Origin of the sequence: Paenibacillus solanacearum, from assembly GCF_910593845.1 — a bacterium.
Lineage (GTDB): Bacteria > Bacillota > Bacilli > Paenibacillales > NBRC-103111 > Paenibacillus_G > Paenibacillus_G solanacearum.
Window position 1 is genome coordinate 58,255 of record NZ_CAJVAS010000007.1, and the last position, 24,578, is coordinate 82,832.

General features: G+C 55.1%; 17 protein-coding genes and 1 riboswitch. Of the genes, 2 read left to right on the forward strand and 15 right to left on the reverse strand.

The features are described from left to right. Positions 1–185: 185 nt before the first annotated feature. The 4 genes from KXG62_RS10420 to KXG62_RS10435 form a co-directional block, all read right to left on the reverse strand. A complete protein-coding gene (locus tag KXG62_RS10420; protein WP_218091891.1) occupies positions 186–2,882 on the reverse strand; it encodes a discoidin domain-containing protein in 2,697 nt (898 codons plus the stop codon). A gap of 200 nt (positions 2,883–3,082) precedes the next feature. Continuing rightward, a complete protein-coding gene (locus tag KXG62_RS10425; protein ID WP_218091892.1) occupies positions 3,083–3,439 on the reverse strand; it encodes a Rieske (2Fe-2S) protein in 357 nt (118 codons plus the stop codon). Beyond that, the gene (locus tag KXG62_RS10430) at positions 3,436–4,515 is read right to left on the reverse strand and encodes an amidohydrolase family protein (RefSeq protein WP_218091893.1); all 1,080 of its coding nucleotides are present in this window, start codon (positions 4,513–4,515) and stop codon (positions 3,436–3,438) included. The genes KXG62_RS10425 and KXG62_RS10430 overlap by 4 nt, the downstream gene beginning before the upstream one ends. Positions 4,516–4,552: 37 nt before the next feature. Beyond that, positions 4,553–5,878, reverse strand: a complete 1,326-nt coding sequence (locus KXG62_RS10435; RefSeq protein ID WP_218091894.1) for an ABC transporter substrate-binding protein — start codon at positions 5,876–5,878, stop codon at positions 4,553–4,555. Between the two features lie 235 nt (positions 5,879–6,113). On the opposite strand from KXG62_RS10435, the gene KXG62_RS10440 reads away from it, so the two are divergent. Beyond that, positions 6,114–7,010, forward strand: a complete 897-nt coding sequence (locus KXG62_RS10440) for an AraC family transcriptional regulator (RefSeq protein ID WP_246627394.1) — start codon at positions 6,114–6,116, stop codon at positions 7,008–7,010. A 121-nt stretch (positions 7,011–7,131) separates the two neighbouring features. Here the strand turns inward: KXG62_RS10440 and KXG62_RS10445 are convergent, their stop codons facing one another. The 5 genes from KXG62_RS10445 to KXG62_RS10465 form a co-directional block, all read right to left on the reverse strand. Further along, positions 7,132–8,316 (reverse strand): glycosyl hydrolase, encoded by a 1,185-nt coding sequence (locus KXG62_RS10445; protein ID WP_218091896.1) that lies wholly within the window; start codon positions 8,314–8,316, stop codon positions 7,132–7,134. Further along, a complete protein-coding gene (locus KXG62_RS10450; RefSeq protein WP_218091897.1) occupies positions 8,313–10,718 on the reverse strand; it encodes an alpha-L-rhamnosidase-related protein in 2,406 nt (801 codons plus the stop codon). The genes KXG62_RS10445 and KXG62_RS10450 overlap by 4 nt, the downstream gene beginning before the upstream one ends. 213 nt (positions 10,719–10,931) lie before the next feature. Further along, entirely contained in the window at positions 10,932–12,233 is a 1,302-nt protein-coding gene (gene murA / locus KXG62_RS10455) for a UDP-N-acetylglucosamine 1-carboxyvinyltransferase (RefSeq protein ID WP_218091898.1), read from the reverse strand. Between the two features lie 27 nt (positions 12,234–12,260). Continuing rightward, positions 12,261–12,953 carry an FHA domain-containing protein gene (locus tag KXG62_RS10460; RefSeq protein WP_218092027.1) on the reverse strand — a complete coding sequence of 231 codons (693 nt, stop codon included), beginning with the start codon at positions 12,951–12,953 and terminating at the stop codon, positions 12,261–12,263. A gap of 168 nt (positions 12,954–13,121) precedes the next feature. Then, a complete protein-coding gene (locus KXG62_RS10465; protein ID WP_218092028.1) occupies positions 13,122–14,336 on the reverse strand; it encodes a DUF2087 domain-containing protein in 1,215 nt (404 codons plus the stop codon). 218 nt (positions 14,337–14,554) lie between these two features. On the opposite strand from KXG62_RS10465, the gene KXG62_RS10470 reads away from it, so the two are divergent. Further along, a complete protein-coding gene (locus tag KXG62_RS10470; protein WP_218091899.1) occupies positions 14,555–16,102 on the forward strand; it encodes a sulfatase-like hydrolase/transferase in 1,548 nt (515 codons plus the stop codon). 114 nt (positions 16,103–16,216) lie between these two features. Here KXG62_RS10470 and KXG62_RS10475 read toward each other — a convergent pair whose 3' ends face one another. The 6 genes from KXG62_RS10475 to KXG62_RS10500 form a co-directional block, all read right to left on the reverse strand. Then, on the reverse strand, positions 16,217–17,974 hold the full coding sequence (locus KXG62_RS10475; protein ID WP_218091900.1) for an ABC transporter ATP-binding protein: 1,758 nt from the start codon (positions 17,972–17,974) through the stop codon (positions 16,217–16,219). Next, positions 17,971–19,737: an ABC transporter ATP-binding protein gene (locus KXG62_RS10480; RefSeq protein ID WP_246627385.1), complete on the reverse strand. Its 1,767-nt coding sequence runs from the start codon at positions 19,735–19,737 to the stop codon at positions 17,971–17,973. The genes KXG62_RS10475 and KXG62_RS10480 overlap by 4 nt, the downstream gene beginning before the upstream one ends. Before the next feature lie 255 nt (positions 19,738–19,992). Next, positions 19,993–22,356, reverse strand: coding sequence for an RNA polymerase recycling motor HelD (helD, locus tag KXG62_RS10485; RefSeq protein WP_218091902.1), 2,364 nt, complete (start codon positions 22,354–22,356; stop codon positions 19,993–19,995). Positions 22,357–22,693: 337 nt separating this feature from the next. Then, on the reverse strand, positions 22,694–23,140 hold the full coding sequence (locus KXG62_RS10490) for a GNAT family N-acetyltransferase (protein ID WP_218091903.1): 447 nt from the start codon (positions 23,138–23,140) through the stop codon (positions 22,694–22,696). Positions 23,141–23,167: 27 nt separating this feature from the next. After that, complete coding sequence (locus tag KXG62_RS10495; protein WP_218091904.1) at positions 23,168–23,857, reverse strand: metal-dependent hydrolase; 690 nt, start codon at positions 23,855–23,857, stop codon at positions 23,168–23,170. A 145-nt stretch (positions 23,858–24,002) separates the two neighbouring features. Continuing rightward, positions 24,003–24,365, reverse strand: a complete 363-nt coding sequence (locus KXG62_RS10500) for a response regulator (protein ID WP_218091905.1) — start codon at positions 24,363–24,365, stop codon at positions 24,003–24,005. A gap of 86 nt (positions 24,366–24,451) precedes the next feature. Further along, positions 24,452–24,534, reverse strand: a riboswitch (cyclic di-GMP riboswitch). Between the last annotated feature and the right edge of the window lie 44 nt (positions 24,535–24,578).

The following is a 24,578-nucleotide window of genomic DNA, read 5'->3' on the forward strand; positions in this document are numbered from 1 at the left end:
TTCTTCTGGTGTAAGATCGTCTACAGCATATCAGTATGCCCATTTCCTGTCTTTTCCATAAGTTGTCTCATCCGGTACGCTGGCCGGCTGCGCGAACGGCGGACTGAAAAAAACGGCGACCAGGCTTTCATCCTGATCAACCGTTATACTAGAATACGCCTCTGTTCTGGCAGGCAGTACTTACATTACGGCACAACCGGCACGTCCAAACTTCCTCCGCCGACCGGGGAGCGAAACGTGTTTTGCACGGCCTGCATATCCAACCGTTCCTCAAGTTGCTGATGATACAGGCTCCGTGGCGTCACATGGCTGTTCAGATGATCCCAATACGCGTCTTCCCGCGGCCGCTGATCATAGAAGTTCGGTAAAAATCCTCCGACTTTTTGTCCTACATGACCAATCGCGTAATTTTGTGCGGTCGGCGGCTGTTGGGAAGACAATTCTCCCACCGTATTCCAGGTGACATAATTCGCTCCCGACCATCCGTGCCCGCCGCCGTTCCAACCCCGATCGCGAATATGAATCTTCCCATTGACATTATCGTACAACCCGCCGACGGACCAACGGTGATGCGGTTCGCTCGGTAGAAAATCGATTTGCGATTCACTGTCCAGAAACACATTCGGTCCTGGTACACGGTTATCGACAACGAAAGCATGCCGCGCCGTTTCGCTATAATTTCTTTGCATTAAAGCCAACTCCCCGGTCATTTTAAACGGATATCTCCGTGCTCCGACAAGAAGGCTTACCATATCAAGCGACTGGCTGTCCTGCACGGTAATCCATTTGGAGCCGCGATTCGCATGGGCCAGCGCATGCTCAAGATGGAATCCCGTTATCTCGCGCATCCACGCATTTTTCACATGATTGAATATGGCGAAGCTTACGGCGTGATTTTCATCCGCATAATACGTCAAGGTCTGGCCTTCGTAGGTGATCGTGCTCGTCACATTCCGGTTAAATTCGGTGTCCACCCGCATGTTTTCCACGCCGACCTGTTCGATCCGCCCCGGGTCCGCATATTTTACAATTTGTCCTCCGCCCCATTTTCGCTCAATGGAATTGGCAATCGGCGCGTCCAGCGTAATTTCGTTCCCGTTCACTTGGGTGACAATCCGGTCGAAATCAATGGAGAACGGCGTCCACTGCGTCGTTTCCACCAGCTCGTCATAGATCGTATCCATATCGATTTCATGAATCCAGCGGGAATTGCCGCTGCGCTGAATTTTGACGGAATCCCCCGGTTGGAACGCTGAGGCATTCTCGACACGGATCACTTTCGCTCCGGAAGGGACGTACAAGTCGGATACTGCCGAAGCTGTCCCCGTCAACAATTGCAGCGCTGTTCCTCCGATCTCGAGCATGTTGCGCCGGGAAGCGCCGGTGGCGTACAAGATCGTTCCGTTCTCGTCCTGACCTTCACCGCGTAGCACGACTCCGCTGGAACGAATAGTTAAAGTCCCACCGAGACGATACGTCCCTTTCTTGAGCAGCACGGCGCCGCGAAAGCCTTCCGCATTAAGCGGCATCGCCGACACTTCATCGATCGCGGCCTGAATACGTGCCGTATCGTCACCGCTCCCCGTTTGCGGCTCAAGCGCAATTCGTGCCTGCACATCGGGAAGCTTAACGCCACCGCCCATATAGCCCGCGCCCGAAAAATCGATAATTCGGTTCCCCTTATAATCGGGAACGTATGCCATTGTTCCGTCCTGCCGCTGGTACGCGATTTGACTTTGATTCGTTCCGATCGCCGCAGTGTCATGTACGGTAAAGTAAAAAGCATCATATACCGTTTTGTCGCCTAGCTGAAGCTCAATAACGATTTTATATTGCCCATTGCTTGAAATCGTCCCGGGGAATGTAAGCATCTGCTCCATTCCAGGCTGCAATGATGCCGTTAGCAATTGCGTCACAGCAGCTCCCGTATCGAGATTCACGATAGAAGCTTCCGCCTGGCCTGCCTTATGCGGCAGCATTCTTATGCTGGGATATAATCCCCCTATTTGCAGCAAAGCCGGATACCCTATATCCTGCCTCAAAGTGGGGTGCTCCAGACTCGTTTCTACCAGCAAGATACCGGGATCGTACACATCGAACCATACGCTGGCTTCCTTGCTGACCTGATTCAAGGTGGCTCGACCTGTAATCTTCGCTACACCTTCCCGCAGCGCAGTGACATTACCACTCGGCTGCACAGCCGCTACGAGAGGAGCGCTGCTTACCCATTCTGTAACAGCTGCGCCAAGATCGGCCGGCTCCCCGCTTGTCATTACTCCGCCAAGACGTAGTGGATGAGCGTCTCCCTTGCTTAAAGTAACCGTATCGTAAAATCCGGCCTTCCCACCAGCCGCATTGGTGATATATACGCTGGATAATACGGAGGGAGGCGGCGTCCAGTTCGTATAAGCCACGGAAAGCTCGTTCATTTGGAACAGCGAGTTCGGCAAGTAGATCTCCAGCTTGATATACCGAGTGGATACGGCGGCAAAATGAATCGTCTCGGTTTTCCCCGATAAATTCGCGTTGACCGTTTTGGTCACCGCATCCTGCCAATTCATGCCGTCGGATGAATACAGCGCCTTGCTGCTGAAGACATTCCCCGTTCGGACTTGATACGCCACCTCATCCACCAGATGGGCTGAACCCAAATCAACGCTTAACCAGACCATTCCATCGTCAGCCCGGTCCGTCGAATGCGGCTGCCAATACGTTTCCGGTTCTCCATCCACCGTCATTTCCGCTCGCGCGATGGCAATATCCGAGCTTTTGGATACAGGCTGGCCGAGTGCAAGATTGACCGGGAGCGGGTCTCCCGAAGCTGACTGCCCGTTCGCCGTATTCGAAGCGGCGCCGACCATTCGTTCGAGCTCACTATTCAACGGAGCCACGCCTCCCGCTGAAGCCGAATCGTTGGATACAGGCAGCAATGAGGCTAACAGCGCAATAACGAGCCATGACCCTAATAATTTTGTTCTCAACCACATTTCATCATCTCCACCTTCAAAGGGGATTCAGTGAAGTCTTAATGTAATGACATGTTGTTATATTCACCGGAACTTTGCGCTGCATGGGATCGGACTCAAAGGATGACAAATACGTTGCCTTCTTCAATGACAGCTTCGTATTTCTTCAACTTAACCTTCGGATCCAGCAGAAATTGCCCGGTCAACAAATCAAATTCCCAAGCATGAAGCGGGCAGCGCAATATTTGCTGCTCTCTACCATACTCGTATTCGTACACATTGGAAGGCAGGTTCGTTCCTCCGACCAAGCCTCTGCATACGCTTACACCGCGGTGCGGACAAACGCTTCGGTAAATATGCACGCCTTGCTCGACATAAAAGGCCCCATACTCGTTCCCATCCACGGTGAACAATACCTTGCCAGATGTCTCCAAGTCGTTCAAAGCCGCCACGAAATGCTTGGTTCCGCTCATGTAGTCGGCGCCTCCTTGCCTGTCGGTCGTTTCAAGCCGTACAGTTTCAGCGCCGTCTCTCCCATAACCGCCTTGCGCAGATGTCTGGGCAAGCATAACTCGACGGTTTTCGGAGCATCAAAATCCCAGTGCGGATAATCGGATGAATACAGCAGCGTCTGCTCGGCATGGATCATTTCCAAAATGGTAGCGAAATACTCTTTTTTCTCCGGTTCTTCAAGCGGCTGCGTCGTTACAAAAAATTGCTCGATAATATATTCCGATGGATATTTTCTGAGCCAAGGCACCGTAGAACGGAGCGCTTTATAATGGTTGTCTAGCGTCCACATCACATTCGGCAGCCAGGAGATGCCTCCCTCCATCCCGATAAATTTGAAACCTGGAAACTTCTCGAATACGCCTTCGCAGACAAGGCTGATCAAGTGCGAAATATAACTGACGCTTAAGCCCGCATGCCACTCCATATATCGCGTCGGATAACCGGCATTGGTCGGTTCGGGCGCAGTTCCTCTTCCTTCGGCGGTCGGATGAATCGCAATGGGCAAGCCGTATTTTTCCGCCGTCTCATATAACGGATGAAAGATGCGTTGACCGTATAATGTCCGGGATGCGCTCGGCATGACAATCTGCACCATATCGGGGTGATCGCCCCACCGTTCGATTTCCTTGATCGCCGCCGGTATATCGCTGTTGTTGATCAAGATCGAGCCTTTGAACCGGCTGTCTTGCTTAAGCCAGCAGGCTGCTGTCCATTCGTTATACGCGGAAGCGACGGCGTTGGCGTAATCCGGATTATAATATAAGGAAATGTTGATCGCATCCGATGTCAGTATCGCGTAGTCGATACCGTTCTCGTCCAGCAGTTGCTTCCTCATAAGCTCGACATCGCTGCCGTGCACTCCGCTCTCAGGTTTCGCATCTTTGCGGAAGCCCCCGATTGCTGAATAGTAATGTGGGGGAAGCACACCCATCATCTTCCATTCGCTATGCCATGTTTTCGGCAAAAACGGGAGCAGTACATCCCGGGTTGCAGGCGCTTGATGAACGTCTATGTCTACAATAACGTTTTTCTCCATGTTGGCTCCTCCTATGTAATTCTAAGCGGTTTCCCGATTATTTTTTGCTTAATTCATCGATTTTTTTGTTGCCGAGCTCATCCGACTCCCGAAGATAGCTGTTTAGATCGGTCTTTTCCAGCACCACGTCGGATACCCTGCGGGTCAAAATGTTGGACACCTCCTGCGAATAAGCCGATACATACGGGATCGGCGCAGGCTTGTTGTAGTAGATCGCCTTCACGTTCTTTCCCTTCGCTCCCGGATCGGTCAAATCTTGCCCGATGGCACTACGCACGCTCTCGTTTTTTAGCACCGTCAACTGCCCGAGCTTTGAAGCGTACAGCTGGAATTCGTCCGACACCAAATATTCGATGACCTGCATGGCGGCTTCCTTGTTGGCGCTTGTCGAGGTGACCCCCCAGTATGTCGGATACGTCTGCACGCCTATGCCCGGTTTGTCTTTAAACGTCGGCATACTGACAATATCCCAGTTCATCCGATTAATATCCGCATTGTCAAAACCAAGCAAATAGGCGAACATGGCCACCTGCTGATCTTTGATATACGAAGTTGTGCCCGGCGTTGCATTGGCGGGATTGGCTTTGTACCAATCCTTGTAAGCGGTACTCTGGGCCGGATCGACGAAAATCGTCTGGAAAAACTTTTTCCACCCGTCATTATTCATTGCTGAGCGCCCCGTAGCCTGATCGATTGCCGACAGTGACAACTGGTTCGTTCTCACCATATGGGTCACCGACGACGCAAATCCGAGATACGGAACGCCTCCCTCCACTCGTGTCATCTTGCTCGCCAGCGGGATGACTTCGTCCCAAGTCATGCCGTCTTTTGGGTAGGCAACGCCGAATTTATTGAATATATCTTTGTTGTAATATAACACGAGCGTGCTGTCGTTGACCGGTAGTCCGTACATACCGCCCCCGGACATTTTTTTCATCGCATCGACCATCGTCGGCTCGAACCGGTTCAGGTCGATTTTTCTTTTAGCGATCAAATCGCTCATGTCAAACTGCAAATTATACTTCATGATCGTGTCTGGATACAGGCCGATCGAATCCCATACGAGATCGACCTTCTGACCGGAGGCGATCAGCGTATCCATCGACACGTCCTTCGTCTTCGGAATGTAGTTGATCGTCCAGTTCGGAAACTTCTCGCGGAACTTCTTGCCGTACCTTTCGTCGAAACGGTCTTTCGGATACGTGCTCGACGAATAAATATCGAGCCGAATGTTTTGGTCGCGCAAATCTGCGGTACCGGCCTTCGTCTCCGTTCCGTTTTCCTGCTTGCTGCACCCCCCGGCCAACGTGAGCGCAACAGCCGTCAATATGAACAGGCTTGCCTTTCCAGATAACTTTTTCATGTGTCATCTCCTTTTTCGTCATCATGGCGTTTTAGCCATCGGGTTGCCCCCCGGTCTTCCCACTCAGGCCAAGTCTGGCCCTTCACTTAATCCATCGCCGGAATCCCCCCTCATCACTGAGCTATCCTCAACGGCTTCCACCTCATTATAAGGAAACGAAAGCGCTTTAATATAGGTTGATCTAGCCATCCATATAGGTGTAAAATCATACTCAAATGGAGGTGACCCTTTGTCGATGCAGCCACATGTTCATATGCTGAAGCGCGAAAAAATCATTCAACCCGGTCAGCTTCTCTTCATGAGCCGCGTGAAGGAAACGTTTTTTTTCCCAATACATGCCCACGACTTTATTGAAATCACCTATTGCGCGGAAGGTTCCGGGTTTCATTACATCAATGAAGAGATTATTCCGGTCAAGCGAGGCGACCTGTTCGTGCTACCGATAGGCAACCGGCATATTTTCCGTCCGGCTTCGGCCAGCAAGGACGCTACGCTGATTGTGTACAATTGCGTGTTTCCCCATGAACTGCTATTCGACCTTGGGCCGTTGCTTGCGCTCGACCCGGCCTTTAGCCGGACGCTTCACTCCGGCAGCAGTCAAGTACCCGTCTGGAGCCATTATTACGACAAGAACGGGGAAATATACAAGATGCTGGAACGGATGTACATTGAGTACAACGTCAGGAATATCGGCTATTTAACCATGCTGCGCGGCTTGTTCGTACAATTGATGAGCACCCTTCAACGCTGTCTGTTCTCCACGCTGCTGCCGGAGGAGGAGAAAAACCACGAGCTAGTCGCCCTTGACGAAATCTTGAATTACATCAAACAAAACTGCAGCCAATCCTTATCTCTCTCCGACTTGTCTACGCGCAGCGGCTTGAGCATAAGCCAATTTCAGCGCATGTTCAAAAAAGGAGTGGGTCGCACTTTTGTTCAATATTTGCAAAACTGTCGGATCGAGAGCTGCTGCCAAATGCTGCAAACGAGCGACTATACGATCGAATATATCGCCTACGCCTGCGGCTATCAGGACATGAAGTTTTTCCACAAGCTGTTCAAAGATCATACCGGCGTCACGCCGAAGCAGTACCGTAACGGGCAATCCAATCAGCTCGCCGGTACTCCGTAATGTTGTTGGACGGGACAATGGTTCGGCCGTCCCAGTCCTGTCTAGCCCAACCCCATTCTCGGCGCCGCCCGACCAGCAAATGCGGCATTCGTATCGTCATGCTCCGGAGCCGGCTAATCGCTCATCGCTTCCTTGAAAAAGACGGCAGTTCCTCTCTCGTAATGACTAGATCGTGATGGTAAAATCTTCTCAAATCATCATCCGTGTTATTATCCTTCAGATATGTGGTGTGCCAGGTGAGAAACCAGCTCCATAAAAATCCCTTGTCCAGCAGCTTCTGCGGATCAGGTATGACCCCATTCTCGGTCAGCGCCACCGGCCTTCCTCCGCCAAGCTTTACCAAACCGTCGTACTTGGCTTTGGAATAAATATCGTTCGGTGTGTCGTTCTTGTAATACAAATCCGTACCGACGATATCTACATACGCATCGCCCGGATACCACGCATCGTTCAGCTTAAGGGAGGCACTGTAGATCCAGATCAGGTTGTTCAGACCTTTTTCTTTACTCAAGTAGTTATGAATATATATCCAGAGCTGCTTGTATTGTTCGGGAGTTCCTTTTCCCCACCAAAACCATTGGCCGTCGGCTTCATGCAACGGACGCCACAGCACAGGCACCCTCGCTGATTGTAACTTGCCGAGCGCCTCGGCGATAACCTCGAGATCCTGCATTATTGCTTTATATTCCGCCGTACCCGGAGACAGAGCCTTTTCCAAGTTAAACGGCGCCTTCGTGTTCTCATAGGAGGCTTGCGCCAGCAAAGGATTAGACCAGTGCCACTGGAGACTGACAATACCGTTTTGATCCCAGTATGCTTTGGCGTCCTTGATGACATTGTTCAGCTTCCGGAAGTAAGCTGTGCTGTGTCTGGCATCATACATCCCTACATCCAGCCCGAGAATGGCGGGAGATTTCCCCGTAACCTTTTCTACATAAGCCAATGTGGTCTGACCGTTAGAGGCACCTCTTTCGTCGCTTTGGCCGGACAAAATTTTTTTACCGCTCATGGACTGAACATAGTCCAATACCGCTAGGGCTTCCTCTGACCGTTTATTAGCCTCCCCGGTTTTTCCGGTAGAAGCCTCTGCGTCAATTCCTTCCGGGTTTCTCGAGGCGTGCCGCGCTGCAGCTGCTCCCCATGCGTTGCCGATCGTTTCCACGAGCTGTATCATCCTTCCTTTAATCATTACATGAGCAGGCGTCTTTGCATTTTGCAAAAGCAAAAAAACAATAACTACAATGGTGAGGCAAACCACAGTACATATCCACAATACTAACCGCTTGGACAACTTGCTTCCGGTCATGGTTTAGGCTGCTCCTTCCAGGGGCATTCGGTGTTGACCTTCCTCGAGGATGCGAACCTTGCTTCCGACCGGTCCGGCAGCCTGACGATGAGCGGAACCTCTGACGGCCCGTCGACCTGAATGCGAAATAGCCCATCGTCGATATGCCAGCTAACAGTCACTTCTCCTTTGACCGTAGGGACTTTGCCGCTTGCCGAGCGGAGCGGACCGCATCGCGGCTCGACAAGGATCGTCTCGTATCCGGGCAGCGCCGGCTTGACCCCCAATATTTCGGCCGGAAATTCGTAAAGTGGAACGGCTCCCCAAGCATGGCAATCGCTTCGTTGGCTTACCGGATCTTCCATCCACGTCGTGAGGCCGAGCGCCAGCATTTGCTTCCACGTATCCCAAAGAGGGTAAGCGCTATCATATCGCTCGAGACGAGACATGGCGCGAAACAGGAAGAAGCTCATGGCGTATGACGCCTGGATCAGGGTCTTATCCTCAAGACACCGCTGCAGCAATTCCGCACCTTGTCCTGGCGCTTCGGCCATAATGGCCCACAACTGCGCATGCTGACTGAACTGCTCCGTGTCCGGAGCATCCCGGTACAACTGCCGCTGCTCCGACCAGCAGTGGCGCTTAACCGCTTCCAGGACGGAATCGGCACGGCATCGAAATTCATACGACGCGTCGCTTCTGCCCGTTGCTTCGAACAAATCAGCCGCCTGCTTCAAGGCGGCGCCATACATCAGATTGTATACGGTTAGCGGAACGGGCTTCCCGCCTGCCGGGACGCCATGCTGCGCACGCCACTCCTGGGTCCAGTCTACGAACGACCAATATCCCTCGGGAGAAGGACCGACGAGGCCGTCCTTGTCTCTTCTCCGCTCGAACCAATCCAATACGGCTTCCACGGTCGGCCTAAATCGTTTGACAAATTCCAAGTCGGCGAAAAAACGGAAATGATCGTGCAGCATATAAATCCAGTACAAGGAAAATCCCGGGATAATCTGGGTCCGGTTGGCAGGATAACGGCTTCTCAGCATGCCCGTGGGCAGCAGGGAACTGTGAAAATCAAAAATAGCCTTGCGTGCCAGACGGTCATCGGCGCTAACATAATACGTGTACAGACACTGCAGCATCGTATCCATTGTATATTGAAGCTGCTCATAGTACGGGCAGTCCTCGTACGTTTCGTGCATACAATGACGCAGCGTATGAAGGCTTACCTCCCATAGGGGGGTGAGCGAAGCGTCCGAGCATTCAAATGCCGCGGCGACGCGCAGCGGATACGCGGTTTCAACATAATGAAACGAGTGGAGCCACAACGGCTGTTCTCCCGTATGGATTTCCAGTCGGACGAATCGAAACGTCTTCCACCAGAATGGTTCGTACCGTTCCTTCTCCTCCCCGCCTGGTAGAAATCGTCCGGAAACGACGTACTCGTCCGTATCACCGAGCAGCCGCTTCCCTCCCGATGGATCGTCGCGTCTCTCTTTCATTCTGCGGCCGTTCTGTGGCGGCAGCTCGTAGCATTCCGACGGTTGAATGCGTATGACGCTTCCTCGACCTCCGGTTAGCGCGAGCTTGATATACCCTGTGGTCAGCAGGCCTGCGTCAAGCTCAATCATATACCGGCTGCCCGGTGGAATTTGCAAAGCCGCTGGACTTCGGCTGCAAAATAAAAACGCACTCTCCGCAGCGGAAATGCCCGGAACCGCTTCTTCACGGACTACTTTATAGAACGTTCGTTCCCTTGATTCTAGCATGGGTATGGGCCGCTTGGTCAATTGCCAAGGGGTCAGCAGGCCGAAGCTGTTGATAGGCTCCATAACAAGCTCAGCATCATGCCAGTCTCGATCGTCATAGCCTACCTGGTTCCAACCGTGAGGAAACAGCGTCCCATCGACCTTCTCCACACCTGCCAGCCATTTGGACGACATCCATGTTTCATGTACGAAACGTACGGAGACTTCCTTCTTCACCCGCCAACGTTGATCGCTGTGCAGCAGTGCAAGCACTTCGCCGTCCATTGCAGTCAACATGCCTTCTAAATAAAAAGCGCCTAACGGCGAGCGCCAAATCGATTCCGCGGCGATATTTGCCCCGATGACAGGGTAATGCACGACCTGCACGGCCAAGACGTTCGTGCCAGAACGCAAACTTTCAGTTAGGTCATACGTCTCGTAATAAAATGTATTGCCATCCCCCTTGCACGGCCCGTTACCAACCAGCTTTCCATTGAAGTACAGCTTATATCGGCTATCAGCCGACACATCGAACACCAGTCGACATTTCGTCCGTTCCGGAACGTGAAAGCTTCTGCGAAAAAGCACTGTCTCGCACTCATGTAAAGCGGCCTGCCTTCCTGCACCGTCCGTCCAGATCCACTTGCCGTCCCATCTTCTCGATTCCTCCAATACAAATCCTCCTTTTGCTATTTTCGTTCCCCATTATAGCCCGGAATGATCCATGCGATATTGTGGTATCTGCTCATCTTTATAGGGCGATCTGGGCATCGTTCCTTTCAATCACGGGACATAAACTGCTTGTCTGTAATAGGGCTCAGCACCCCGATGCAACAAAAAAACCGCACCCTCGCAAAGGAGAGTGCGGCAAAACGCCATTTGCTATTAAAATCCATTCATTCCGATCGCCGGACGGCCGTTCGGTTCCGTTTCTTGCTTCATCATCGAAAGGTTCGCCCCAAGCGAACGGAAGCTTTCGATCACATCGTCAAAGCCGCGTTCCAAATGCTCCACCCCAGTGATGCGGGTGACGCCTTCGGCCGCGAGGCCGGCAAGCAGCAGGCAAAACCCGGCGCGCACATCCGTCGCATGCACCCATTCGCCGACAAGCGGACGTCCGCCGCGAATGAAGGCTGTCTCCTTGCGCACTTCCACGTCCGCCCCCATCCTGCGCAGCTGCGGCACATGGTTGAACCGGTTCGGAAACACGCGATCGGTCACTATGCTCTTGCCCTTGGCTTGCGTCAGCAGAGCTGTCATCGGCTGCTGCAGATCGGTCGCGAAGCCGGGATACATCGCTGTGCGAATACGCGTCGCTTTGATGGCACCAAGTCCGTAAGCGGTAATGCTGCTCTCGCCGGCTTCGATCCCGAGTCCAACTTCTTTCAGCTTGGCAAGGCAGGAGCCGAGATGCTCGGGAATGACGTCCTGCACCGTCACCTGGCCGCCGTTCATGCCGGCCGCCATCAGGAACGTTCCGGCGATCAGCCGGTCCGGAATGACCGCGTGATCTCCGCCGTTCAAGTACGGCACGCCCTCGATGCGAATCCGGTCCGTTCCGGCGCCGTATATGCGGGCGCCAAGCCGGTTGAGCAGCGTCGCCGTGTCGACGACCTCCGGATCGACGGCCGCGTTATACAGGTTCGTCCGGCCTTTGGCCCGGCACGCCGCGAGCATGCTGTTGATCGTCGCACCCGACGTAATCGTATCGAAATAAATATCGGAGCCCCGCAGCTCCGCCGCTTCTACCACATAATAATCTTCGTGAAACTCCACCTTCGCGCCCATCGCCTGAAACGCCTTGACGTGCTGGTCGATCGGTCTGGAGGAGAAATCGTCTCCGCCCGGGAACCCGATCGTGACCCGGCCGAATTTGGCGAGCAGCGCTCCGGCAAAATAATACGACGCCCGGTAAGCCGCCGCTTTCCCCGGATCGATAACGGCGCTATGTATCCACCGCGGATCGAGGACGATATTGCCGTTCTCCATTCGATGCAGCTCCAGGCCGATGTCTTGCGCGATTCGCGAGACCACCTTGACATCGTCAATGGCGGGGATGCCTTCCAGCGTTACCACGTCATCGGCAAGACAGGCTGCGGCAAGCAGAGCGAGCGAGGAGTTCTTCGAGCCGGGAATGCGAACGGAGCCATGAAGCGCTCCAGCCGTTTCCACTTGTATATATCGCATGCAATCGTACCTACTTTCGGAAGTTCGCTATTTGGAGTCCATCTCCAGCACATACCCGCTGCCTCGGACCGCGCTTATGACAAACGTGTCCTTACCATATTTTCTGCGAATTCGGTAAACTAGCGCATTCAGCTCGTCCATGCTCACATCCGGCATGCCGTCCGCTCCCATTGTGCGCTCCGGCCACACCGTGTGCTTGATTTCCTCGTTAGTCACAAGCCGGTTGGCGCGATCGTAGAGCAGTTGAATCAACAGGAATTCCTTCTCCGACATTGCGATCCGCTTGCCGTCCACCAGACATTCGCGCTTCTCCCAATGGATCTTGATCGGCTCTTCCGGAATCGTCAGCCGCTGCGTAATGCTCAGCGGCTCGAATTCCAGCGTCTGATCGGCGAAGATGTAGGAGAAATGCAGCACCGTCATCCCTTTGGCCATCTTGATGATATCGAACGATTGCAGCGGATAAGGCGTGTTCGGCAGCACCCGGACACCGTTGATTTCCGTGCCGTGCGTGCTCCCAAGGTCGTACAGCACCGCCTTCTCGTCTTCCTTGCGGATCACAATATGCTTCCGCGATACCCAAGCGTTCGTAAAAGCGAAGTCCGGCGAAAAGCGATTCGATGCACGGCCGACTACGGTTTCGTCCGCCGATAAATTCAGGCAAGTGCCCGGACGGAACGGTTCACCCCGGATTACATAAAGACAAGCGAATGTTTCCAGTTTCTTTCCCTCCGCAACCGGTTAGCAGCCCCTCAGAAGCTGTACTTTTTAGAAAATGAATCCAATACCTTCATCATATCGCATTTTCAGTATGCAGGTAAATAGCATGACAGTAACATCTCCCTTATAAGACAGTAACAATTTTACCGTCGGCTACATCGGGAGAAGTCACAGTTTTTGCTTGTTGTCGGCCGTTCCGTTATATCCTCTCTCGCCGTAAGGCTGCAGCTTCTCCAGCCAAGCCTCCTCCATGCGCGCCAGCGTCTTCCGTCCTTCCGGCATGCCGCTGGCCGGGCCATCCAGCTTCTCCAGCACTTCGAATTCAAAGCCCGCTTCCCCGTCGGCGTTCCAGTCGTGCTGCAGCGATGCATCACGGTGCCGCCCGATGGACAGCTCGAACTTGATGCGGTTCACGGCGCCTTCGATATTCGGATGAGAGCCGACGCCGATTTTGCCGTTGCGTTTATTGCGAAGCAGAAAGACGCCGCCGGCCTTTTCTTTCTCCTCATACGCAGCGACCAGCGCTTTGCGCCGCTCTTTGCCTGGGTCGGGTCCGATCGCTTCATCCCCCTGATCCATACCGCCCAGGTCGTTCAGGCGTTCCGCGCCGGCTAGGCTACTTGCCCCGCCTTCATCCGGAAGCCAATACGCGCTTCCGTCATCCTCACGCTGCAAGTAACCGTATTCGACCATGTACCGGCGCAGCACGGCATAATCCGGCCACGCCCGCTCCAGGATCGCGTTGACTTCCGGCTCCGTATAGACGGTGCCGCGCTCAAACCGGCGCTGCAGCGATTCGGTAATTTCCTTGCGCTTGCTCTCCTTGCTCGGCCACTGCCGCAGTGGCTCGTCCGGCGCTTCCGCCGGCGCATGACCGGGAAGCGCCTCGCGAAGCTGCGGCTGTCCCTTCCCCGGTTTGCTCTTAGCCGCGCGATCCGTCTCCGCATCCGCCTTCTCCTGAAGCAGCTCCATAAGCGCGAGGAACAGCTTCGCCTGCTTCTCCTTCTCGCGCAGGACAAAGCGGTGGTTGCGAATCGTCGATGCGCTCCCCGCCCCGGTCCGCCGCACGATGTCCGCATCGCTGACGCCTTCGTGGAACAGCTGCAGCAGCTGTCGCTGGAGCTCGGAAAGTCCGGTCTTTTTCTTATCCAGCGTCAGCAAGTAGTCGAACATCGATCCGTGCTCGTCCGCAATATGGTCCTTCATCCGCTTCTCGGCATCGCGGTAGCCTGTGCCATCCGGCGCGGCATAGATGATCCCCTGCTCGGTCTCCAAACCGCAGACGAGACAAACGTACCGGCCAATCTCTCCGTTCCAGCCGTATCCGCGCTTCAGCTCCTCCATCGTTGCGGAAAATAACAGATCGGTATGCTGCTCATGCATCTCAAACAATCCCACCATTCATCCGAATATATATAGATAGTTTATTTTGACGTTTATTGCATGTCAAACGTTCACCGTACGCAATGATACGCCGGCCACCCCCGGTCAAGCTAGTGGTACCGCGCACCTTGCCCTGATGCCGTTAAAGTGGACAACCATGGTATGAGTGATATAATACAGGAGTACGATTAAACGCTTTCACCTACAGGAGAGTTACTATGCCGCAGCTTATTCGCTTCATAGGGGCAATCGTCCTGGCGATGGTCCTGCTGACGTTGCAATCATCCGAATTCGTATTGCTGTTGACCGAACCGACGCTGCCTGTCGTCGTCCCGAAACCGCCCGTCTGGAAGGAAGAGGAGCTGAACAAGCGGCAGCCGAACATTATCGTCGTGCTCAGCGAATCGTTCTGGGACATCACCCGGTTGCCCGGACTGAAGTTCAGCCGCGATCCCGCGCCGTTCTTCCATTCCTTGCAAGAGCAGTATACGCATGGCACTATGCTTTCTCCCCAGTTCGGAGGAGGCACGGCCAACGTCGAGTTTGAAGTGCTGACCGGTCATTCCATGCGCTTCTTCCGCGAATGGGCGATCGTGTACGAGAAATATATTCACCAGCCGACGGCCTCGCTCGCAAGCCTGCTCGCTGGACAGGGCTACCGCACAACGGTGATCAGTCCGGTCGAACACTGGTACGCCAATTCGTCCCAGGTGTACAAGCACCTCGGGTTTTCGCGCTTTATAAGCGAGGAATTTTTTAACCCGGACGATTATGTCGGACCTTATTTGGGAGACCATTCCGTAGCGAAGCGTATCATTGAAGAAAGCCGGCGCAGCGAAGGGCCGGATTTCATCTACGCGGACACGATGGAAAATCATTATCATTATTGGCCGGGAAAATTCGACCGCAATACGATCGCCGTGCAGGGTGACGTATCGGATACGACGATCGGCCTTGTCGAGACGTATGCTCAGGGCATGTCTGGCGCTGACCGGATGCTGCAAGAGCTGGTAACGTACTTCAACCAGTCGAAGGAACCGACGATCATCGTATTTTTCGGCGATCATCTGCCTTCACTCGAGCAGTATTACGTGTACGAGGATACGAAGTACATCACCGGAGAAGACGACCCGCAGTTTTTGGAAAAAATGTATCATGTGCCCGTGCTCTTATGGAACAACTATTTGCCGCTCGAAACAAAGGAGGGGCTGCATCTAAGCCCTTCATTCCTCAGTCCTTATATATTACATACCGCAGGGCTCCAGGGCAGCGAGTATACAGATTACTTGTATCGGCTGTCGCAGCAAATGCCGGTCATCCCGCCGGAGGATCACTATGAAGCGATGAAGATCGACAAACGGCTCGCGGACGAGTACGAAGCGCGGCAGACGCATATCCTGGAGGCCGAACGCAGCGCGCCGCCGATCCCGGAACCGGAATACATACTTGGCTACGGCGACCCGCGTATCGATAAAATTACCCCGGCTGCGGTGCCCGTCCCCGTTCGCGGAGGCGCGCTCGGCAAAACGCTGCTCAACATCAGCGGCGGGCGGTTCGGACAAGCCAGCACCGTGTTCGTGAACGGAAAGCCACTGGAAACCCAGTGGCAGAGCGAAAGCACGCTCGTCGTCTCGCTCCCGAAGGAATCGATCTCGAAACCCGGAAGTCTGGATATCCAGGTGAAGGTGCTCGATTCGAATCAAACCGTTCTCGGACAATCGCAAGTCGTCAAAGTGCCCGTTACCGATAAATCGTCGGGCAACTGAAGCGGCGCCAGCCAACAAAAAAACGATCATGCGGCAGCGATGCCGTCATGATCGTTTTTTGTTGAAGGCTGTCGAGCTGTGCGCTTGCCCGGGAAATCGTCATCGGGCCTCCCGCTAATCCTCGCGGTACCACAGGCTGCGCAGCTCCTCGCTTGAATCCAGCAGCTCCTCCAGCTTGCCGACCGCGTCGACGCGCCCGTTCTTCAGCACGACGATCCGGTCGGCTCGGGCGAGCGCCGCCTTGCGGTGGGAAACGACCAGGCACGTCGTGCCCTGCCGCTGTTCCTCGAGCCGCTCCCACAGCCTGCGCTCGGTGTCGACGTCCAGCGCGCTGGACAAGTCGTCGAATACGAGCAGTTCCGCCTCGCGAACGAACATGCGGGCCGCGGCTGTTCGCTGCGCCTGACCGCCGGACAGCTTGACGCCGCGCGGGCCAATCACCGTCTCCAGCCCTTGCGGCAGCCGTTCGAGATCGGTCTCGAGCACGGCGGCGCGAATCGCCTGCGTGAGCCGGTCTTGCTCGGCGGGCAGCCCGAGCAGGATGTTATTCGCCATCGTGTCGCTGTACAGCCGCGGAATTTGCGGCGTGTAGGCGCTGCGCGGCGGGATGAAGAAATCGCCGGGCGCGCCTACGCGCTCGCCGTTCCAACGGATGTCTCCCGCTTGCATCGGGAGCAGCCCGAGCAGCGCGCGCACCAGCGTCGTCTTGCCGGAGCCGACGCGGCCGGTCACGACGGTGAACGAGCCTCGCGGCAGCTCCAGATTGACACCCTCTACGCCGCGGCCCGTTTCCGGATAGCGATATGTCAATCCGCGCGCTTCGAGCCGTTCGAGCCGCACGTCCCCGCCCGCGGCGGCTGCCTCCGGCTCTGGCAGCTCCCCGCGCAAATGCAGCGGATGATACGCTGTCAGCTTCTCGGGAGAAGCGCCTTGCAGCAGCTGCTGCAGCCGGTCTTTCGCGACGGTGGATTGTTTGAAATAGGTCAGAAATTTCCCGAAATTTTGAATGAATTGCGTTACAAAGGTCAAGTAATAAACGAATAAGGCGAAGTCGCCTACCGTGAAGCTGCCGTCACGCATCGATTGGGCAGCGAGCAGGAGAATAAGTCCGGTGCCGATGTTGACCGCGTTCGAGAAGATGGAGTCGAGCACCGAATTGATCAGCTTGTCTTTCAGCATCGCTTCCCGCCGCTGGTCGTTTAATGCCTTGAACCGGCCGATGACCCGGTCTTCCGCCCCGGCGACCTGGATCGACTGCACGGTGCTGAACATCTCGCTGATCGCCCCGGTCACTTGGCTTGTCGCCTCTCGGCTGGCGGCGCGGTATTTTTGCAGCAGCGTCGTAGACAGCTGCGCGACCGTCACGACGATGACGAGCGGCAGGAACACCCACAGCGTCAGCTGCGCGTTGATCCCCACGAGAATGAAGCAGGAAACGGCGGCGAAGATCGTCATGCCGAAGGCATCCACCGACCAGCTGACCGTTTCCTCGACCTGGTCGACGTCGTCGCGGAACGAGGAGATCGCTTCCCCGGGCGAATACGGGATCGCTTTGGCGCCGGGCTCCTTGAGCACGTGATTCAGCATGTTCCGCCGCAGCAGTCCGCCGATGCGAAATCGGAACTGGACGTCGGTCACGAACCCGAACAAGATCAGCACCGAACGCGCGATCGCAGCACCGATCAGCAGCGCGACCAGCGCGCCGACGCCGAGTCCGTAAGCCGAATGCCCGGTCAGCAGATCGAAGAACTGCTTCGTGAACAGTCCGGGCAAGATCGGCGCCAAATAAATGAGCGTCCAAGCGAACACGTTCAGCCAGTAGCGTCCGGCCCGGTAACAGGTCAGCTTCCATAAGAAAGAAAATGTCGTCATACCAGCATTTCCTCCATTCCGAGCCGAAGCATTTGGCTGTAACGGGAGTCGGCGTCCGCACCAAGGCGAGTTCGTTCCCCATACTCGGCGATCCGTCCGTTGTCGAGTATCAGAATGCAATCCGCTCGCTGAATCGTAGCAAGCCGATGCGCAATAATGATACAGGTCCGGTTGTGCAGCAGCCGGCTGATCGCCAGCTCGATGCGCTGCTCCGTCGCCGGATCAAGACGCGAGGACGCTTCGTCTAGAATAACAAGACCCGGGTCGGATAAAAACACTCTGGCGAACGACAGCAACTGCGCTTCGCCCGCGGACAACCCGCCGCCCCCAGATTCCAGCATCGTCCCCAGTCCGTTCGGCAGCGAGTCGACCCAAGTCTCCAGTCCCAGCTCCGACAGCACCTGCATAATCCGCTCATCGCCAATCGAGTCGTCGAAAAACGTCAGGTTGTCGCGCACCGTCCCTTGAAAGATCTCGATGTTCTGCGTCACCATGCCGACACGGCTGCGCAACTCATGCAGTTTTGCCTCGTGCAGCTCCGTGCCGCCGAGCCGGATGCTGCCCTCCTGCGGATCGTAAAAGCGAAGCAGCAGCCGGGCCAGCGTCGTCTTGCCGCTGCCGGTGCGCCCCAGAAGGCCAAGCACCTGTCCCGGCTCGAGACGGAAGCTGATCTGCTCCAGTGTGGAGCGGGCGTCGTCATACGCGAAGCGTACGCCTTCAAACTGAACCGGCAGCGCGCCTGCCGGAATCGGTACGCCCGGACCGTCCTTGATCTCCGATTCCGTCTGCAGCAGTTCGCGCACCCGCACGATGCTGGCGTCCGCTTTTTGCAAATCCTCCATCTGGGTGCGTATTTTCTCTATCGGTTTGGCCATCAGCTCCGTGTAATAAAAGATCATATAAACCGTTCCGATCGTGATTAAGCCCTTATGCCACAAATAATAGCTGATCGCTATGGCGACCGCGTTCCCGATCGCAAACACGAGCAGCGTCGTAATCCACATCGAAGCCCATCCGAAAAATGCCCGCATCCGCAGCGGCAGCCACTCGCGCAGCAGCCGGTGGAACCGGTGCATCACATATCCGGTGGCCCCGTTGGCCCGCGTATCCTCCGTTCCTTCCAGATGCTCGCCGAGAAAACCGTAGAACGCCGCGCTGATTTGCCTGAGCTTCCCCCAATGCGGGACGGCAAACTGGCGTACGTACTGGATGGCGTACATCGCGAAGATGACGAACAGCAGCATGCCTGTGCCGATCAGCCAATTTTCCCGGAACAACAGTACCAGCATGCCGGCGACCAGCAGCAGGTTGCTGAGCAGCGTAATGACGAAGTTGGAGAAAAAGTTGGCCAAATTGTTAATGTCGCCGTCCACCCGCTCGATGATGACGCCGGACGTTTGCGACTTGTGAAACCCCATATCGAGCTTCATGCAATGAGCCGCCACATCCCCGCGCAGCTGGTTGGTGGCGATCCAGCCGATATTTTCGCCTATGTATGCGGCGATCACAGAGACGACCTGCTGCAGCAGTGTCACGCCGATGAACAAGCCTGCGGCGTACAGGAGCGGCGACGTGCTCTCCTGCGATTGCGCCGTGTCGATGAAATAGCGAATAATTTGCGGATTGACAAGCTGCATTCCGATGCCGACCAGCAGCAATACGGCAAGCGCGACGATGCCGCGGCGCTGCGTCTTCAAGTATCGCTTCAGCAAATCGACATATTCGCGAATCGGTATTTTTCTTTTTTGCCCGGTCTCGCTCACGGTACCGATCCCCCTGTCATGAACCATAAAAGTAAAATATCCATAATTTTGAAAAGAATATGGATCTATTATCGATGTTCCTTCCCTCGAACGCAAGCGAATTTCATCGCCGCATGCTCGTTAACGGGACGTCATTCACGCCCTTGATATCGGCTTAATCCGTGACACTGGAAGGCAATCCCGGTCTTGTGAAAAACCTCCGAAGCCGCATATAGCAGCCCGGAGGTCTGGATATCAATGCATGGCCGGCCGAGCTCATCCACGGACCGCCGCCGTCGTCTCGTACGTATCTTCGCTCACTGACGTAATGAACGGAGTCGGTTCTCCGAGCGAGTACAGGCGCAGCGTGTGCATCGCCCGCGTGCAAGCGGTATAAAACAGCTTACGCACGTCCTCCGTCCGGTATTGCTCGCCGGATGCGTTGTAAATCACAACGGCGTCGAATTCAACGCCTTTGGCGAGGTACGCCGGAATGACGAGCGTCCCTTTCTCGAACGACGGCGAGCTTTTCGTGATGAGGCCCAGCGGCAGCCTATCTTTCAGCGCCTCGTACGCTTCCTCGCTCTCGCCCGCAGTTTTGCATATAAGCGCTACCGACTCGTAGCCTTCGGCGTACAGCGCCTCGATATCCCGAACGATCGCGTCATGCAATTCATCCCGGCTTCCGGTCAGCGTCAGTACCGGCTTCTCTCCGCTCCGGTTGAACGGCTCGATGGCGTCGCCGCCCGGCACCATGCCGCGGGTGAACCGGACGATCGGCTCCGTCGACCGGTAGCTGCGCGTCAAGCGGATCACTTCGGTCTGATCAGCCCCATAGAGCTCTGTCAGCGGGTCCATGTCATGCATGACGGAAGCATGCGCGTAGATCGACTGATTCAAATCGCCGAGTGCGGTCATTCTCGCCTGCGGGAACAGCCGCTTCAAAAATTCGAGCTGGAACGGGGAATAATCCTGCGCTTCGTCGACCAGCACGTGACGAACGGCTGTATTCGTCTCGAAGCCGAGCAGCAGCTCCCGCAAATACAAATACGGCGTCGCATCCTCATAAGGAAGCTCGGAGCGGTCCAGACGCTCCAGCGTCTGCTTGCACACAAGCGGCCATGCCTCCGGAAGCGGGGCATCCGCAAGCAGCTTCGCGATGCGCTCCGGCTCTTCGAACAAATTCCGGTACAAGCCCGTTACGTCGACATACCGGAGTCTTTTGATGCGCTGGCGAACCGGCTTGAGCTTCTCGCTTACCACCATGCGGGCAAGCAGCTCCCGTTCCTTGTCGAAATCGTCGAACGTAAAGCTTTTCCCCCGTTTGCTTCGGCGCAGCTTGCTGTAAGCCCGTTGATAATCTTCGTTGCTCAGCAGCTCGATCTCGTCTTCCACCCAATGCTTCTGCCATTCCGCTTCCTCGAATTCCGCGATTTGCTCCAGCAGCCATTCCTGCATGAGCACGATGCGGTTCGTCAGCCGAATCGACGGGTCGTAAGCGTAGAACCGTTCCCGCAGTTGTTCCGCAGACACGATGTCTTCCCCGCGGAAGCGGATCGACTTGAACCGCATTCCTTCGCGCTCCAGCCGCTCCTTGTACGCGCGGATCGCCTGCAGATAGCTGGCAGACGATTTGTACCGGATCCCGCTCACGCGCACTGCATGCTGCGGATCGTCCGCTCCGGTAAGCAGCGATTCCAGCTGTGAGAACGGATCTTCGACCTGAAACTGTTTGCCGAGACGATGCTCCAAATATTCCTGGAACGTCGTCTGCTGCATATTTTCTTCGCCCAGCTCCGGAAGCACGGTAGCCACATAGCTGTTGAACAGCGGGTTCGGCGAGAACAGCACCATCTGATCGGCCTTCAGGTGCTCTCTATGCTTATAGAGCAAATAAGCGACCCGCTGCAAAGCAGCCGACGTCTTCCCGCTCCCCGCGGCGCCCTGCACGATCAGCATGCGGCTGCGGTCGTTGCGGATGATCCGGTTCTGCTCCTTCTGGATCGTTGCCACAATCGTCCGCATTTGCGAATCGGAGCTGCGGCTGAGCACCTGCTTGAGCAGCTCGTCGCCAATCGTCACGCCGGTGTCGAACATGAGCTTCAGCTCGCCCGATTGGACTGCGTACTGCCGCTTCAGCATCAACTCGCCCGCGATTTCGCCATGCGGCGTCGCATAGGCGGCCGGTCCCGGCGGATAATCGTAATAAAGACTGGAGATCGGCGCGCGCCAGTCGTAGATCAGATACGTTTCGCCGTCTTCATCGGCAAACGAAGCGATGCCCAAATAGATTTGTTCCGCCTGCCTGCTGCCGGCTTCGGCAAAATCGATTCGGCCGAAATACGGCGATACGGCCAGCCGTCTCAGCTTGCGCAGCGTTTCGGCAGCATGGCGGTAGCTTCGCTCCCGTTCGGACAGCACTTCGACCTGCTGTTTCATGCTGAAGTACGTTTCGGTGATGTCTTCCGCCGTGCTTAAGTTCACCGTCACTTCATCCCAAAAATGTTTGCGGATATCGACGACTTCCGCCTTCGAAGCGCCGATCTCGCTTTCCAGCCGCTCGATGCGCGCTTGGATTTTCCCGGTAACCGAATGCACCCGTTCCTGTTCTGCTTTCCAATCTTGTTCCGTAATGCTCATCCTATCGCTCCTCTCCAAATGGTGTGAAAATTCCAGACCGAATTTCACGTTTGACAATGAGGGTAATTGGTGCTATAATTATTTTAGGATGAAACTGCACGATTCACTTCATGTCGATGCAGACACCAAAACCTATTGTACCACCGGAAGCTGCCGAAATCAACGGGGCTTTTTTTTATGTTTGAACCGGAGGTTTCATTCATTTCCCGATCTTTAAAGAACAGCTGTCCCCTTCCACATATGTATGTCTTCCCCATCAGGCTTCGATCGGAAGCTTTTTTTATTTCTTCTGAAAGCGTGAAACCACAAAAAACGGAGGAAGTCCTCCCCCGTTTCCTTATGATTCCAACCGCTTCCGCATTCGCACATGCCATATACCGGCATCGAGGAACGGCTCGCTCGAGATTGTTTCATAGCCGAGCTTCCGGTAAAAGGCTTCCGCCTGCGTCTGCCCGTCCAATATGACGGCCGGCACCTTCGCTTCCCGGATATCCGCCTCCATCGCATCGATGATTATACGCCCGATCCCATGGCCGCGATACGGCTGCCGCACCGCAATCCGCTGCAGCTTCGCGGTCTGTTCGTCATACATGCGCCAGCGCGCGGCGGCGATCGTCTCTCCGTGCTCGTTGCGTACGATAAAATGCCGGCACGCCTGCGGCGAAATGTCGAACTCGTCCATCTCGAGATCCCGGGGAACGTTCTGTTCCTCGACGAACACCTCGATGCGGACAGATAATGCTTCCTTCAGCTGCTCGTCCGTCTTCACCTTGATGATTTCCATTCCATGAAGCAGCTCCTTTATCGTCGATTATAGCGTCATCTTTTCGCCAGGGGACAGCGACCGGCCGCCGATACCTTTTTCCGCCAGCTTGCTAATGAACTGCTCGCCGTCCTGCGCGATCGGAGGGAATGTATTGAAGTGCAGCGGCACGACTTTTTTCGCGCCGAACCATTCGGCGGCGGTTACCGCGTCTTCCGGCCCCATCGTAAACAAATCGCCGATCGGCAGGAAGGCAAGGTCAATCCGGTTTCGCTCGCCGATCATCTTCATGTCCGAGAACAAAGCCGTATCGCCGCTGTGCAGAAGCGTCATACCGTCCCACTTGATAATAAAGCCCGCCGGCATACCGGCATAAATGATCTGTCCTTCGTTGTCAACAATGACGCTGGAGGAATGGAACGCCTGAATCATTTGCACTTCGGCAAATCCGAGCGATACTTTGCCCCCGAGATTCATGCCGAGTGCCTTGGCCCCCTGCCAGCTCATATACGTAGCCAGCTCATGAATCGCAACGATGGTCGCGTCATTGTTCTTCGCAATCGGAACGGCGTCGAGCGTATGATCCGTATGCCCGTGCGTCAGCAACACGTAGTCGACCTTAATCTCTTCCGGTCTCGTCACCGCCAGCCCGTTCCCGGATATGAACGGGTCGATAATCAGCGAATGCCCGCCGTGAGTCAATTGCACACAGGAATGTCCGTGATACCCAATTTCCAATCCCAATCCCTCGCTTTCCAAGATTAGCGCGATACGTGTTTGTGCAAGCCTGTCTCTTCCCATTGTACTATCCCGGCGCATCAAACTCAAAAAGTCGCCGCCTCCGTCGAAGCAGGCCGTTCTTCACCGCACGCGAACCGGGTGGTCATCCGGCGAACGCTTTGCGGAATGCCTCCATCACCCGCTCTTTATTGAAGGGCTTCACGATAAAATCGCTGGCGCCCATGTTCACAGCCTGAATGAGCAGCGCCTGCTGCCCCATGGCCGACACCATAATGATTTTTGCGGAGGGGTCCATCGTACGAAGCTTGCCCAGGGCGGTTATACCGTCCATCTCCGGCATCGTGATGTCCAGCGTTACCAAATCCGGCTTATGCCGTTCGTATAATGTCAGCGCTTCCAGGCCGTTACTTCCCTCGGCAACGGTTTCGTATCCGAGCTCTTGGATCACGTTTTTCAGCATCATTCTCATAAACAACGAATCGTCGACGATTAATATTTTTTTCACGTGTTCCGGGCTCCCCCCAATCAAACGTAGAAAAGCCCCCCAGATGCAAAAGGGAGGCCACTGATATCTAATATATCCTCATGTCCTTCGGCAGCTGGCTGACATTGTTTACACATTAGTCCCTTTAGCTTTGCGTCCTTGGCTTTCACCAAGTTTGCTCTTATGTACCGACAAAAGTATTTTCCAGTTGTATTATAGCATCCCTTCAAGAAA